Source organism: Agromyces molybdatiresistens (genome assembly GCF_052748445.2).
Genome location: NZ_CM188258.1, coordinates 2,398,770 through 2,412,247, shown reverse-complemented (window position 1 = coordinate 2,412,247; position 13,478 = coordinate 2,398,770). Strand labels below are relative to the sequence as shown.

The window sequence follows — 13,478 nt, the reverse complement described above, 5'->3', positions numbered from 1 at the left end:
CACCCCCATGTCCCAGGTGGGACGCACTCGACGGCGCCGAGTATGGCCCTGCCCGACGGCGGCGTCCAGTCTCGGTCGGACGATCGGCGACCCCCAGTTCGAGGGTGGATTCACGCGACCGGGTCGCTGCGTCCGATGACGGCGAACCAGACCTTGCCCCGCCGCTCCTGTCCGTCGAGCATCTGCCGTTCGAGCGTTCCGTCGACGTCGTAGGTCGCCTCGCGCACCCAGTCGCCGCAGGCGCCTGCACCGTTGCCGGGTTCCGTGCACGTCACGAGCGCGCCGTCCTCGGCGAGCGGGAGCGCCTCGTCGACGTCCGCGGCGATGAGCGTGCCGCGCTCGGGATCGGCGAGGTACCCGACGAGCACGCATGGCGTGGCCTCGGCGCCAGGCGGCGGGCACTGCGCGAGGAAGAACACCTTCCCCTCGACCTCCACCCGTCGGTCGAGCCAGGCCTCGGGATCGGCGACGAGGTCGGCGACGGATGCCTCGGTCGTTTCGGGCTCCGTGGGTGACGCGGATGCCTCGGGGCTCGGGGACCCCGTCGGCGAACCGGCCCCGCTCGAAGTGGCGCACGCGGAGAGTGCGAGGATGACGGCGAGGCCGAGACCGACGGCGGTTCGTCTCCGGGCCGCACCCATCCGTACCGGGGTCGCAGCGCCGCCCCCGGCTGATCGGGAGCCGTGCCCTGCGACGCCCATACGTCCATGGTGCGCGCGTCGGGCGGACCAGGTCAACGTCGGCCGCTCGATAGGGTGATTCCATGGGCCGTAACGGCGACGATGAGGAGGCCCTCCGCTGGGAGGGCGATGACGATGCGACGCTCGCACCCGGGTGGAAGAAGGTCGGCGAACCGACGACCGCGGGGCAGGGGGCGAGCGAAGGCGGCGACGAGCAGACGGATGCCGCGGCATCCGCTCGCATCGATCACGACGCCGCCGGCACCGAAGCCGACGCCGGCCCGCAGGTCGGCTCGGCCGAGCTCGTGCTGCTCGGCGTCTTCGGCGGCGCGTTCCTGCTCTACACGCTCGGCTGGATCCTCACCGTGCTGCGCGTCACGAACACCGCGACCGATCCGGTCGGGCAGTTCATGTTCGCGCTGGGACTGTGGCTCGCGGTGCTCGCGCCCGCGCTGTGGTTCGGCGTGACGTTCGCGCTCACGCGCGGGCGGGTGCCGCTCCGGTTCACGTGGCTCGCGATCGGCGCGGTCGTGCTGCTGCCCATCCCCTTCGTGGCGGGAGTGACCGCATGAGCGCCGATGACACGACCCACTCCGACGACGTGACGGATGCCGCGACCCCTGAGCCCGCACCGGCCCGACGCACGCCCTTCTGGCTCGAGCTCGTGCTCGCCATCGCGTTCGGCCTCTTCTTCGCGTACGACGCGTGGGAGGCGGTCGGCAACCTCGTCGGCATGGCGGGCGTCGCGTCGGCGCTCGGCACGACGATCAGCCCGACCGGCTGGGTCGTGCTCATCGTCGCGATCCTCCTGCCCGTGGTGCTGTTCGCCGTGGCGTTCCTCATCGGGCGACGCCGCAGCGCGGTGATCCAGGCGGCGCTCTACCTGGCAGGGCTCGCGGTCTCGGCGGCGCTCTACCTCGACATCCTGCTCATGTTCGGGCCGGGAGCGCTGCTCGGCTGAGCGTGAGCGCACTGCTCGCCTGAGCAGTCCGATGTCGCGTGCACGCTCGTCTGCGCGCGTCACACGATTCGGGCGGGGCGATACGCCTGAAGTAGGCTGGCCGCGTCATCCGCGCCCCGACGACGCCGGCGCGACGTTCAGCGGCGCATTCGCACCGCATCTCCAACCGCAGTGAGGAACCGTCCGTGACCAAGCCGGTCGTGCTGATCGCCGAAGAACTCTCGCCCGCCACCGTCGACGCCCTCGGGCCCGACTTCGAGGTCCGCAACGTCGACGGCACCGATCGCCCGGCGCTGCTGGCCGCGCTCGCCGACGCGAACGCGATCCTCGTCCGCTCGGCCACCAAGGTCGACGCCGAGGCGATCGCCGCGGCACCGAAGCTCCAGGTCATCGCCCGTGCGGGCGTCGGCCTCGACAACGTCGACATCAAGGCGGCGACGACCGCGGGCGTCATGGTCGTGAACGCGCCGACGTCGAACATCATCTCGGCCGCGGAGCTCACGGTCGGCCACATCCTGAGCCTCGCACGCCACATCCCCGCCGCGCACTCGGCACTCGCCGACGGCCAGTGGAAGCGATCGGCCTACACCGGCACCGAGCTCTACGAGAAGACCGTCGGCATCATCGGCCTCGGCCGCATCGGAGCGCTCATCACGGCCCGCCTCCAGGCGTTCGGCGTCGAGGTCATCGCCTACGATCCGTACATCACGGCCGCGCGCGCCCAGCAGCTCGGCGTGCAGACCGTCTCGCTCGACGAGCTGCTCGAGCAGAGCGACTTCATCACGATCCACATGCCGAAGACGCCCGAGACCACGGGCATGATCGGCGCCGAGCAGCTCGCGAAGATGAAGCCGACCGCCTACGTCGTGAACGTCGCCCGCGGCGGGCTCATCGACGAGGACGCGCTGCACGATGCGCTCGTCGCGAAGACGATCGCCGGCGCGGGCCTCGACGTCTTCGTGCAGGAGCCGCCGAAGGAGTCGCCGCTCCTCGCCCTGCCGAACGTCGTCGTCACGCCGCACCTCGGCGCCTCGACCGACGAGGCCCAGGAGAAGGCGGGCATCTCGGTCGCGAAGTCGGTGCGCCTCGCGCTCGCCGGCGAGCTCGTGCCCGACGCGGTGAACGTCGCCGGCGGCGTCATCGACCCGTACGTGCGCCCCGGCATCCCGCTCGTCGAGAAGCTCGGCCAGCTGTTCGCGGGCCTCGCGCAGGGGCCGCTGGAGAGCCTCGACGTCGAGGTGCACGGCGAGCTCGTCGACTACGACGTGAGCGTGCTGAAGCTCGCGGCGCTGAAGGGCGTCTTCACGAACGTCGTCAGCGAGTCGGTGTCCTACGTCAACGCCCCGCTCCTCGCCGAGCAGCGCGGGGTGGCCGTGCGCCTGATCGCGGATGCCGAGAGCCCCGAGTACCGCAACGTGATCACGCTGCGCGGTGCGCTCGCCGACGGCACGCAGGTGTCGGTGTCCGGTACGCTCACGGGCACCAAGCAGACCGAGAAGCTCGTCGGCATCAACGGCTACGACGTCGAGGTGCCGATCGCCGATCACCACATCGTGATGCTGTACACCGACCGACCCGGCATCGTCGCGGTCTACGGCAGCGAGTTCGGCGACGCGGGCATCAACATCGCGGGCATGCAGATCGCGCGCCGCGAGGCGGGCGGCCAGGCGCTGTCGGTGCTCACGGTCGACTCGCCGGTCCCCACCGACGTGCTCGAGCGCGTCCGCGAGGCGATCGCCGCCGACGTGCTCGTCGAGGTCGACATCACCGAGTCCTAGTCCGAGACGGACGCCGCGGGGCGGCGGATGGCGCGTTCGCCCCGCCGCCGCGCGTCATCCGTTCTGCGCTTCGCCGTGCGCGAGGCGCTCGAGGAGCGCAACGAGCGCGTCCATGTCGGCGCCGTGCGGTGCGTCGACGCCGATCTCGGGGTCGACGCCGTGCAGTGCCGAGTCGTAGTAGAGCCCGTCGCCGATCAGGGTGACCGCGAGTGCGATCGTGGGGTCGGGCACGTGCCGGCGGATGGCGTGGAGCCACCGGTCGCGAACGTCGCGGATCATCCGCACGGCGGGGTCGCTTCCGGCCTGCGCGAGTCGCGCCGCGGCGACGCCGGCGGTCTCGAGGGGCGTGTCCTGCGAGACGGACGAGCGCACGTAGTAGGCGATGGCACCCTCGGGGGCGCGCTCGAGCACGGCGATGTCGTCGTCGACGAGCCGTGAGAACCGGTCGAGCACGCCGTCGACGAGTGCGTCGCGGCTGGCGAAGTGGTAGAGCAGGCCGCCCTTGGATACCCCCGCGGCGCGGGCGGTCGCGTCGAGCGTCGCGGCGCGCACACCGCCGTCGATCAGCAGTCGCTCGAAGGCGTCGAGGACGGCGTCGCGGGCGGCGGGGGGTCGGCTCATGGCTCCGATGGTAGCGAGGTGAACGGTCGGCGGCATCTGATACTCTACCGTCCAGCCGGTACAGTAATAGGACCACGACATGATCAACGAACGCAGCACCACGATCGACACGACCGCGAACGGGCGCGCCGCCGAGGCGGCGACGCCGGCGACGGCGGATGCCGCGGCATCCGCCCGGCACACCGACCCCGGCCGGATCGCATCGGGCGAGCACCTTCGATCGGGCGCTCGCGCGGCGACCCGCCGCTGGGTCGCCCTCGCCGTGCTCATGTTGCCGGTCATCCTCATCGCGGTCGACAACACCGTCCTGAGCTTCGCGCTGCCCGAGATCGCCCGCGACCTCGGGCCGACCGCCGCGCAGCAGCTCTGGATCATCGACGCCTACCCGCTCGTGCTCGCTGCGCTCCTCGTGGCCATGGGGAGCGCGGGCGACCGGTTCGGTCGTCGCCGGATGCTGCTCATCGGCTCCGTCGGCTTCGCGATCGTGTCGATCGCCGCGGCCTTCGCGCCGACCTCCGAGGCGCTCATCGGCGCGCGCGCCGCGCTCGGCTTCTTCGGCGCGATGCTCATGCCCTCGACGCTCTCGCTGCTCCGCTCGGTGTTCACCGAGCGCGAGGAGCGCCGGCTCGCGATCGCGATCTGGGCGTCCGGCTTCGCCGCCGGCGCCGCGCTCGGCCCGATCGTCGGCGGCGTGCTCCTCGAGCACTTCGCCTGGGGCTCGGTGTTCCTCCTCGCGGTGCCCGTGCTCGTCCCGCTCATCGTGCTGCTGCCGATCCTCATCCCCGAGAGTCGCGACCCGGCGCCGGGTCGCATCGACGCGGCGAGCATCCTGCTCTCCCTCACCGCGATGGGTGCGACCGTCTCCGGCATCAAGCACCTCGCGACCGAGGGCGTCGACGCGATGTCGATCGGCACCATCCTCGGGGGGCTCGCGCTCGGCGCGTGGTTCGTTCGGCGCCAGCTGCGGGCGCGCACCCCGATGCTCGACATGCGCCTGTTCCGCAACGGCGCGTTCGGCGGGGGCGTGCTCGTGAACCTGCTCAGCGTCATCGCGCTCGTCGGGTTCCTCTTCTTCGTCTCCCAGCACCTGCAGCTCGTCGTCGGGCTCTCGCCGGTGCAGGCCCGGCTCGCGCTCGCGCCGGGTCTCGTCACGATGATCGTCGCGGGCCTCGCGGTGGTGCCGCTCGCCCGGCGCATCCGCCCCCGCCTGCTGGTGCCGGCGGCGCTCATGGTGTCCGCGGGGGGCTACCTCGTGGTCGCGCTCACCGCGGGGGAGGGCATCGCCGGCGTCGTCGTGGCGTTCATGCTGCTCGGCCTCGGCATCGGCATGGCCGAGACCGTGTCGAACGAGCTCATCCTCTCCGCGGCACCGCCTGCGAAGGCGGGTGCGGCCTCCGCGGTATCCGAGACGGCGTACGAGCTCGGCGCCGTGCTCGGCACCGCCCTGCTCGGCAGCATCCTCGCGGCCTGGTATCGGGCCTCGCTCGAGCTTCCTGCAGGCCTGACGGCCGCGCAGTCCCACACCGCGCGGGAGACGCTCGCAGGCGCCGTCACGGTCGCCGAGACGCTGCCGTCGGCGGCATCCGAGGAACTGCTGGCGTCGGCGGCGCACGCCTTCGACGGCGGCGTGGTCGTCACCTCCCTCATCGGGGTGCTGCTCATGATCGGTGCGGGCGTCGCCGCCGCACTCACGCTGCACGACGCGAAGGGCGCCGCCTCGGAGTGAGGCGGCGCCCTTCGGGGTCGGGCCCGGAGGCCCGGGTCGGATCAGGTCAGAGCGTGGTGGTGTCGTCCGGACGCGACGTCTCGGCGCGCGTGACGCGCTCGCCCGTCGCCGGGTCGACCGCCGTCCGCTGCGTGGAGACCGAGCTCCGACGACGCGCGAGGAGGACGATGCCGAGGATGATCACGACGGCTCCCGCCGCCATGAGGATGTAGCCGACCATCTGCAGGTTGATCCACTCCACCGACAGGTTGAGGGCGAACGCCAGGACGGCGCCGATGGCGAAGAGGACGATTCCGAGGCCGAGACTCATTGTGGGGTGCCTGCTTTCACTCGGGCGGCGCGGGGCCGCGCGGCAGGGGCGGGATGCCGCCCCGATGCGCCCGAGTGTAGTGATCGGTGCACTCGGCGGACAGTACGCTGGGAGGGCTGGCGGACGAAGGAGTGTTCATGGTAACGACGGTCAGGCTCGCGGTCATCCCGGGCGACGGCATCGGTCCCGAGGTGGTGGGCGAGGCGCTGAAGTCGCTCGAGGCCGCCACGACCGGAACCGACGTGGTGTTCGAGCAGACGCGCTTCTCGCTCGGGGCCGAGCGCTACCTCGAGACGGGCGACACCCTGACCGACGACGACCTCGAGGCCATCAAGGGCCACGACGCGATCCTCCTCGGCGCGGTCGGCGGCGTGCCCGGCGACCCGCGGCTCGCGGGTGCCAACATCGAGCGGGGGCTGCTGTTGAAGCTGCGGTTCGAACTCGACCACTACGTCAACCTCCGGCCGAGTGTCCTCTACCCGGGCGTCGCGAGCCCGCTCGCCGAGCCGGGCGATGTCGACTTCGTCGTGGTCCGCGAGGGCACCGAGGGGCCGTACGTCGGCAACGGCGGCGCGATCCGGGTCGGCACGCCCGCCGAGGTCGCGAACGAGGTGTCCGTGAACACCTCCTACGGCATCGAACGCGTCGTCCGCTACGCGTTCGCCGCGGCATCCGCTCGCCCTCGCAGGAAGCTCACGCTCGTGCACAAGACCAACGTGCTGGTCTTCGCCGGTTCGCTCTGGAAGCGCACGGTCGACGCGGTCGCGGCCGAGTACCCGGGGGTCGCCGTCGACTACCTGCACGTCGACGCCGCGACCATCTTCCTCGTCACGGATCCTGCTAGATTCGACGTCATCGTCACGGACAACCTCTTCGGCGACATCCTCACCGATCTGGCCGGCGCGATCAGCGGCGGCATCGGACTCGCGGCCTCGGGCAACATCAACCCCGACGGCCGGTTCCCGAGCATGTTCGAGCCCGTGCACGGTTCGGCTCCGGACATCGCCGGGACGGGCATCGCCGACCCGACCGCCGCCATCCTCTCCGTGGCGCTGCTCCTCGACCACCTCGGTCACGGAGCCGCCGCCGACCGGGTGCGCGACGCGGTCGCCGCCGACATCGCCGAACGCGGCGAGGCGCGGCGCTCGACCTCCGAGATCGGCGACGCCATCGCCGCCCGCATCGGCGCCACCGTCGGCGCCCACTGACTCGCACCACTTCCGAAGGAGGATCCCTTGACCACGTCGAACCTCACCCTGAAGGCCCCGTCGCCCGCCGGCCTGATCTGGCAGGTCACGAACAACGAGGCCGCGAAGTCGGCCGAGGAGCGCGAAGCCGTCCTCGCCGACCCCGGCTTCGGCAACCACTTCACCGACCACATGGTCGACATCTGCTGGTCCGAGAAGGGCGGATGGCACCGTCCGCGCGTCTCCCCGTACGGCCCGATCCAGCTCGACCCGGCCGCCGCGGTGCTGCACTACGCCCAGGAGATCTTCGAGGGCCTGAAGGCCTACCGGCACGGCGACGGGTCGATCCGAACGTTCCGCCCGTACGAGAACGCCTCGCGCATGCAGCGTTCGGCGAGGCGGATGGCGCTGCCCGAACTGCCCGTCGAGATCTTCATCGACTCGCTGAAGCAGCTCATCGCGGTCGACGCCGACTGGGTGCCGAGCGCTCCCGAGACGAGCCTGTACCTGCGGCCGTTCATGTTCGCCAAGGAGGCGTTCCTCGGCGTGCGCCCGGCGAAGAAGGTGAACTACTACCTGATCGCGAGCCCCGCCGCGGCGTACTTCCCCGGTGGGGTGCAGCCCGTGAACATCTGGCTGTCGACGAAGTACGCGCGCGCCGGCAAGGGCGGCACGGGTGCGGCGAAGACCGGCGGCAACTACGCCTCCAGCCTCCTGCCCCAGGCCGAGGCGCACGAGAAGGGCTGCCAGCAGGTGCTCTTCCTCGACGAGGGGACGTACCTCGAGGAGCTCGGCGGCATGAACGTCGTCCTCGTGAAGAAGGACGGCACGCTCCTCACCCCCGAGTCCGACTCCATCCTCGAGGGCATCACTCGCGACTCGATCCTCCAGCTCGCGGCCGACCGCGGCCACCGGATCGAGCAGCGCCCGATCACGCTCGACGAATGGCGCGAGGGTGCGGCATCCGGTGACATCGTCGGCGCGTTCGCGTGCGGCACGGCCGCGGTCGTGGTGCCCATCGGTCGCCTGCTCGCCGAGGACTTCGAGATCGTGCACTCGGGCCCGCAGTCGGAGGAGCTCGCCCTCTCGCTGCGGCAGGAGCTCACCGACATCCAGTACGGCCGTCGTGAGGACCGCCACGGCTGGATGGTGCGACTCGACGCGTGACGTTCGCGGCGCCATCCGACGGCGTCGACGTCCGGATCCGGCCGTTCGAGCTCGCCGACACCGAGCCCGTCGTCGCGCTGTGGCGCGCGGCGGGCCTCGTCGTGCCGTGGAACGACCCGTACCGCGACATCGAGCGGAAGCTGACGGTGCAGCCCGAGCTGTTCCTGGTCGCGGAGGCGACCGGAGCGGATGGCGCCGGGGTGGACGGGGCCGAGTCGGATGGCGCGGACGGACGCGTCGTGGGCACGGCCATGGTCGGCTACGACGGGCATCGCGGCTGGGTGAACTACCTCGCCGTCGATGGCGCGCACCGCGGCGGAGGACTCGGCGCCCGGCTCATGGCCGAGGCCGAGCGGCTGCTGCTCGAACGCGGATGCCCCAAGCTCAACCTGCAGGTGCGGTCGACGAACACGGCGGTGATCGAGTGGTACCGGCGGCTCGGCTACGAGCTCGACGGGGCCGTCGGACTCGGCAAGCGGCTCATCCCCGATGGTCCCGTCCCGGCGGCGATCGCCCACGGCCGGGCACCCGGGCCGCGGAATAGGCTGGGGCCATGAAGATCGCGCGCTTCTCCCACGGTGAGACCATCTCGTTCGGCATCGTCGACGAGGAGGAGCACGAACTCGTCGTGCTGAAGGCCGACCCGATGTTCGCCGGCTACGAGCCGACGGGGGAGCGCGTCGCGCTCGCCGACGCGAAGCTGCTCGCGCCCGTGATCCCGCGGTCGAAGGTCGTCGCGGTCGGCAGGAACTACCACGAGCACGCGGAGGAGATGGGCGGCGATGCGCCGGCCGAGCCGCTGCTGTTCCTGAAGCCCAACACGTCGGTGATCGGGCCCGGCGACGCGATCGTGCTGCCGCCCGAGAGCGAGCAGGTCGAGTTCGAGGGCGAGCTGGCCGTGGTCATCGGGCGCGTCGCGCGCCGGGTCGCCGAAGCGGACGCGGATTCCGTCGTCTTCGGCTACACGATCGCGAACGACGTGACCGCGCGCGACCTGCAGCGCCGCGACGGGCAGTGGACCCGGGCCAAGGGCTTCGACACGTTCTGCCCGCTCGGGCCCCTCATCGAGACCGACGTCGACCTCGCCACGGGCGAGCTCACGACGAGCGTCAACGGCACGCGGCACCAGCACGGGCGGTTCGCCGACATGGTGCACTCGGTCGCGAAGATCGTGTCGTACGCGTCCGACGTGTTCACGCTGCTGCCCGGCGACGTGATCCTGACGGGCACGCCCGCCGGGGTCGGGCAGCTTGTCGACGGCGATTCGGTCGAGGTGTCGGTCTCGGGGCTCGGGTCGCTCGTGAACCCGGTGCGCGAGGCGCCCGGCCGCTGATGTCGGCGCCGTGCGTCAGCGACCGACGGCCGTCGCGGCGCGCTCCACGTCCTCCTCGTCGTTCCAGACGTGGAACGCGACCCGCGCCCGGCCGGCCCGCCCCGAGGCCACGAGCCCCGCAGCGGTGAGCGCGGCGAGGTCGCACCCCTCCGCGTCGGGCCAGGTCACGATCGCGCTGTCGGATGCCTCGAGCCCGAGCCGCGCACGGAACGCGTTCGCGAGCCCGAGGTCGTGCGCGAGCACCGCGGCGGGGTCGAGACCTGCCGCGAGCTCGAGCGCCGCCTCGGCGCCCGCCCAGGCGTGCCACGCGGGAGAGACGTCGAACCGCCGCGCACCGGCGGCGAGGTACAGCTCGGGGCCGTAGCACGACGCCCACGGGTCCTCGCCCGAGTACCAGCCCGCCGTGAGCGGCGTGATCTCGTCGAGTGCTCGGTCGCTCGTCGACATGAAGGCCGCGCCGCGCGGCGCGGACAGCCACTTGTACGCGTGGCAGACGACGAGGTCCGCTCCGAGGTCGGCGGTGGGGAGCCATCCGGTCGCCTGCGTGGTGTCGACGAGGGTGAGCGCACCGGTCGCGCGGGCGGCGGCGATGACGGATGCCGCGTCCGCGACCTCGCCCGTCGCGGACTGCACGAGCGAGAACGCGACGAGCCACGTGCCCGGGCGCACCTCGTCGGCCAGGCGCTCGAGCGGCACGTGTCGGACGCGCAGGTCCCCCCGCGCGAGGAACGGCCCGACGACCGAGCTGAAGTCGCCGTCGACGCAGAGCACCTCGGCTCCCGTCGGTGCCGAGCCGGCGACGAGGCCGGTGAACACCGAGACCTGCGAGCCGACGGCGACGCGGTCGGCGTCGGCGCCGAGGAGCCGTGCGGCGTGGCCGCGGGCACGCTCGACCGTGCCGGTGTACTCGGCCGCCGAGGCGAGCCCGTCGCGCCAGCGCCCGAGGTCGCGCGAGACGGCTGCGACGGTCGATGTGGCGGGGATGCCGAGCGTGCAGGCGGCGAGGTAGCCGCGGCCGGCGGTGAAGCGCGGGTCGGGGAGGACGGTGGCGGCGGAGGCCGCCGCTGCGGGCGAGGCGATCGGGGTCGCGTTCATGCCTCCAGACTGCGCCGCCGGATCCGATCCGTCGAGAGCAGGTCCGCGATCCTTTGCATAAGGCGAGCTTATGATCGGTGCATGGACGCCTCGACCGTCGAGATGGTCGGCCTCGCCGACCTCGACGCCACCAGCCTGCTCGTGCTCCGCGAGATCGGGGAGCGCGGGTCGATCACGGCCGCCGCGAGCGCCATGGGCTACAGCCAGCCGGCGCTCAGCCAGCAGGTGAGACGGGCCGAGGCGCGCGCCGGCGTCGCACTCGTGGAACGGACCGGCCGCGGCATCCGTCTCACGCCTGCCGGCCGCGTGCTCGCGCGGCACGGCGGCGCGGTCGCGACCGCCCTCGAAGCGGCCCGCGGCGAACTCGCCGAGCTTCGCGGTCTCCGGGCCGGTCGGGTCCGGCTCATGGCGTTCCCGTCGGCGTCGCCGACGATCGTGCCCGAGCTCCTGGCCGAGCTGGCACGCCGGCATCCGGGGGTGCAGGTGAGCTTCATCGAGGCCGAGCCGCCCGAGGCCGTCGCCGCGGTGCGCGAGGACCGCGCCGACCTCGCGCTGACGTTCAGCTACCCGGGCGATCGCGGCGACCCGCACCGTGAGAGCGCCCGCGGGCTCGAGGTCGCGACGATCGGCAGCGACCCCATGCACGTCGTGCTGCCCGAATCGCATCCCCTCGCCGGCGGCGACACGGTCGACCTCGCCGGCCTCGCCGGCGAGCCCTGGATCGCCGGCTGCCCACGCTGCCGCGGGCACCTGCTCGAGCTCTGCGACACCGCCGGGTTCGCGCCGCACATCGCCGTCGAGACCGACAACTTCGTCGCCGTCGAGCAGCTCGTCGCGAGCGGGCTCGGCGTCGCGGTGCTGCCCGCGCTCGCGATCGAGTCGGCGGGGGAGCGGGCCGGCGTCGCGGTGCGCGGCACGACGAACGGCGACCGTCGCACGATGCACCTCGTGACCGCGCGCGGCGGGCGGGGCGTGCCCGCCGTCGCGGTGGCCGCCGAGGCGCTCACGCGGCTCGTCGCCCGACGCGACGGCACCCGCCCCGAGGCGGCCCCGGGCCGTAGCATTGAGGGCGATGTCTGACACGACCCATCCCACGACGACCGCCACCGGATCCGACATCCGCGTGCGGTTCTGCCCCTCGCCCACCGGTACCCCGCACGTCGGCCTGGTGCGCACCGCCCTCTTCAACTGGGCCTACGCGCGCCACACCGGAGGCACGTTCGTCTTCCGCATCGAGGACACCGACGCCGCCCGCGACAGCGAGGAGAGCTACGGGCAGATCATCGACGCCCTGACCTGGCTGGGCCTGCAGTGGGACGAGGGCATCGACGTCGGCGGCCCCCACGGCCCGTACCGGCAGTCGCAGCGCGGCGAGATCTACGCCGACGTCATCGAGCGGCTGAAGTCCGCCGGCCACGTCTACGAGAGCTACTCGACGGCCGACGAGATCGACGCGCGCAACGAGGCCGCCGGCCGCCCCAAGCAGTTCGGCTACGACAACTACGACCGCGACCTCACCGACGAGCAGAGGGCCGCGTTCCGCGCCGAGGGCCGCCAGCCGGCGCTGCGCCTGCGCGTGCCCGACGTCGATCTCGGCTTCGACGACCTCGTGCGCGGCCGCATCGACTTCGCGGCAGGCTCGACGACCGACTTCGTCGTGGTGCGCCCGAACGGCGCCCCGCTCTACACGCTCGTGAACCCCGTCGACGACGCGCTCATGGGCATCACGCACGTGCTCCGCGGCGAGGACCTGCTCTCGTCGACGCCCCGGCAGATCGCGCTGTACCACGCGCTCATCGAGATCGGCGTGACGAGCTTCGTGCCGCGCTTCGGTCACCTGCCCTACGTCATGGGCGAGGGCAACAAGAAGCTCTCCAAGCGCGACCCCGAGTCGAACCTCTTCCACCACCGCGACCGCGGGTTCATCCCCGAGGGCCTCGTCAACTACCTGGCGCTCCTCGGGTGGGGCTTCTCGGCCGACCGCGACGTCTTCAGCCGCGACGAGCTCGTCGAGGCGTTCGACGTCGAGGACGTGAACCCCAACCCGGCCCGCTTCGACCAGAAGAAGGCCGACGCGATCAACGGCGACCACATCCGCCTGCTCGAGCTCGCGGACTTCACGGCCCGCACCGTGCCCTACCTGCAGTCCGCCGGCGTCGTCTCGACGCCGATCACGCCCGGCGAGGAGGCGCTCCTCGTCGAGGCCGCGCCGCTCGTGCAGGAGCGCATCACCGTCCTCGGCGAGGTGCCCGGCCTTCTCGGCTTCCTCTTCACGGATGCCGCGGGGCTCGAGTTCGACGAGGCCGCCGTCGGGTCGCTCCCGGCCGACGCGCCCGGCGTGCTCGCGGCCGCCCGCGAGGCGCTCGAGCGCATCCCCGGCGAGGCATGGACGCACGCCGAGATCGAGGAGGCCCTCCGCTCCGCGATCATCGACGGCCTCGGCCTCAAGCCCCGCGTCGCGTTCGGCCCGATCCGCGTCGCGGTCTCCGGCCGCCGCGTCTCGCCGCCCCTCTTCGAGTCCATGCAGATCCTCGGCCGGGTGGAGTCGCTCGAGCGCCTGGACCGCCTCGCACAGCTCGTCGGCTGACCCGTTCGGATGCCGCGGCCGGCGCCCGATCGG

General features: G+C 72.4%; 14 protein-coding genes. 10 read left to right on the top strand and 4 right to left on the bottom strand.

Going from position 1 to position 13,478, the window contains the following annotated elements; translation table 11 throughout:
* Positions 1–110: 110 nt before the first annotated feature.
* Positions 111–641 carry a hypothetical protein gene (locus ACULK2_RS11140; RefSeq protein ID WP_445967309.1) on the bottom strand — a complete coding sequence of 177 codons (531 nt, stop codon included), beginning with the start codon at positions 639–641 and terminating at the stop codon, positions 111–113.
* Between the two features lie 122 nt (positions 642–763).
* Here ACULK2_RS11140 and ACULK2_RS11135 point away from each other — a divergent pair, with 122 nt between their 5' ends.
* The 3 genes from ACULK2_RS11135 to serA all read left to right on the top strand — a co-directional run bounded on the left by ACULK2_RS11135 (position 764) and on the right by serA (position 3,419).
* Positions 764–1,252, top strand: a complete 489-nt coding sequence (locus ACULK2_RS11135) for a DNA polymerase III subunit gamma/tau (RefSeq protein WP_445967308.1) — start codon at positions 764–766, stop codon at positions 1,250–1,252.
* Positions 1,249–1,641: a hypothetical protein gene (locus tag ACULK2_RS11130; RefSeq protein WP_445967307.1), complete on the top strand. Its 393-nt coding sequence runs from the start codon at positions 1,249–1,251 to the stop codon at positions 1,639–1,641. The genes ACULK2_RS11135 and ACULK2_RS11130 overlap by 4 nt, the downstream gene beginning before the upstream one ends.
* A 185-nt stretch (positions 1,642–1,826) precedes the next feature.
* Positions 1,827–3,419, top strand: coding sequence for a phosphoglycerate dehydrogenase (gene serA, locus ACULK2_RS11125; RefSeq protein WP_445967306.1), 1,593 nt, complete (start codon positions 1,827–1,829; stop codon positions 3,417–3,419).
* A 54-nt stretch (positions 3,420–3,473) separates the two neighbouring features.
* On the opposite strand, the gene ACULK2_RS11120 is transcribed toward serA, so the two are convergent.
* Positions 3,474–4,040, bottom strand: a complete 567-nt coding sequence (locus tag ACULK2_RS11120; RefSeq protein ID WP_445967305.1) for a TetR/AcrR family transcriptional regulator — start codon at positions 4,038–4,040, stop codon at positions 3,474–3,476.
* 79 nt (positions 4,041–4,119) lie between these two features.
* Between ACULK2_RS11120 and ACULK2_RS11115 the strand changes: the two genes are divergently transcribed.
* Positions 4,120–5,766, top strand: a complete 1,647-nt coding sequence (locus ACULK2_RS11115) for an MFS transporter (RefSeq protein WP_445967304.1) — start codon at positions 4,120–4,122, stop codon at positions 5,764–5,766.
* 46 nt (positions 5,767–5,812) lie between these two features.
* On the opposite strand, the gene ACULK2_RS11110 is transcribed toward ACULK2_RS11115, so the two are convergent.
* Complete coding sequence (locus ACULK2_RS11110) at positions 5,813–6,076, bottom strand: DUF6458 family protein (RefSeq protein WP_445967303.1); 264 nt, start codon at positions 6,074–6,076, stop codon at positions 5,813–5,815.
* A 137-nt stretch (positions 6,077–6,213) separates the two neighbouring features.
* Here ACULK2_RS11110 and ACULK2_RS11105 point away from each other — a divergent pair, with 137 nt between their 5' ends.
* The 4 genes from ACULK2_RS11105 to ACULK2_RS11090 are packed head-to-tail and all read left to right on the top strand — an operon-like array spanning position 6,214 to position 9,763.
* Positions 6,214–7,284: a 3-isopropylmalate dehydrogenase gene (locus tag ACULK2_RS11105; RefSeq protein WP_445967302.1), complete on the top strand. Its 1,071-nt coding sequence runs from the start codon at positions 6,214–6,216 to the stop codon at positions 7,282–7,284.
* Positions 7,285–7,332: 48 nt separating this feature from the next.
* The gene (locus ACULK2_RS11100; protein WP_445967589.1) at positions 7,333–8,430 is read left to right on the top strand and encodes a branched-chain amino acid aminotransferase; all 1,098 of its coding nucleotides are present in this window, start codon (positions 7,333–7,335) and stop codon (positions 8,428–8,430) included.
* Positions 8,427–8,987, top strand: a complete 561-nt coding sequence (locus ACULK2_RS11095; RefSeq protein WP_445967301.1) for a GNAT family acetyltransferase — start codon at positions 8,427–8,429, stop codon at positions 8,985–8,987. The genes ACULK2_RS11100 and ACULK2_RS11095 overlap by 4 nt, the downstream gene beginning before the upstream one ends.
* Complete coding sequence (locus ACULK2_RS11090) at positions 8,984–9,763, top strand: fumarylacetoacetate hydrolase family protein (RefSeq protein WP_445967300.1); 780 nt, start codon at positions 8,984–8,986, stop codon at positions 9,761–9,763. The genes ACULK2_RS11095 and ACULK2_RS11090 overlap by 4 nt, the downstream gene beginning before the upstream one ends.
* A 15-nt stretch (positions 9,764–9,778) precedes the next feature.
* On the opposite strand, the gene ACULK2_RS11085 is transcribed toward ACULK2_RS11090, so the two are convergent.
* A complete protein-coding gene (locus ACULK2_RS11085) occupies positions 9,779–10,858 on the bottom strand; it encodes an aminotransferase class V-fold PLP-dependent enzyme (RefSeq protein WP_445967299.1) in 1,080 nt (359 codons plus the stop codon).
* Between the two features lie 81 nt (positions 10,859–10,939).
* On the opposite strand from ACULK2_RS11085, the gene ACULK2_RS11080 reads away from it, so the two are divergent.
* Together ACULK2_RS11080 and gltX are read left to right on the top strand one after the other, a co-directional pair.
* On the top strand, positions 10,940–11,938 hold the full coding sequence (locus ACULK2_RS11080; RefSeq protein ID WP_445967298.1) for a LysR family transcriptional regulator: 999 nt from the start codon (positions 10,940–10,942) through the stop codon (positions 11,936–11,938).
* A complete protein-coding gene (gltX, locus tag ACULK2_RS11075; RefSeq protein ID WP_445967297.1) occupies positions 11,931–13,445 on the top strand; it encodes a glutamate--tRNA ligase in 1,515 nt (504 codons plus the stop codon). The genes ACULK2_RS11080 and gltX overlap by 8 nt, the downstream gene beginning before the upstream one ends.
* Positions 13,446–13,478 lie beyond the last annotated feature (33 nt).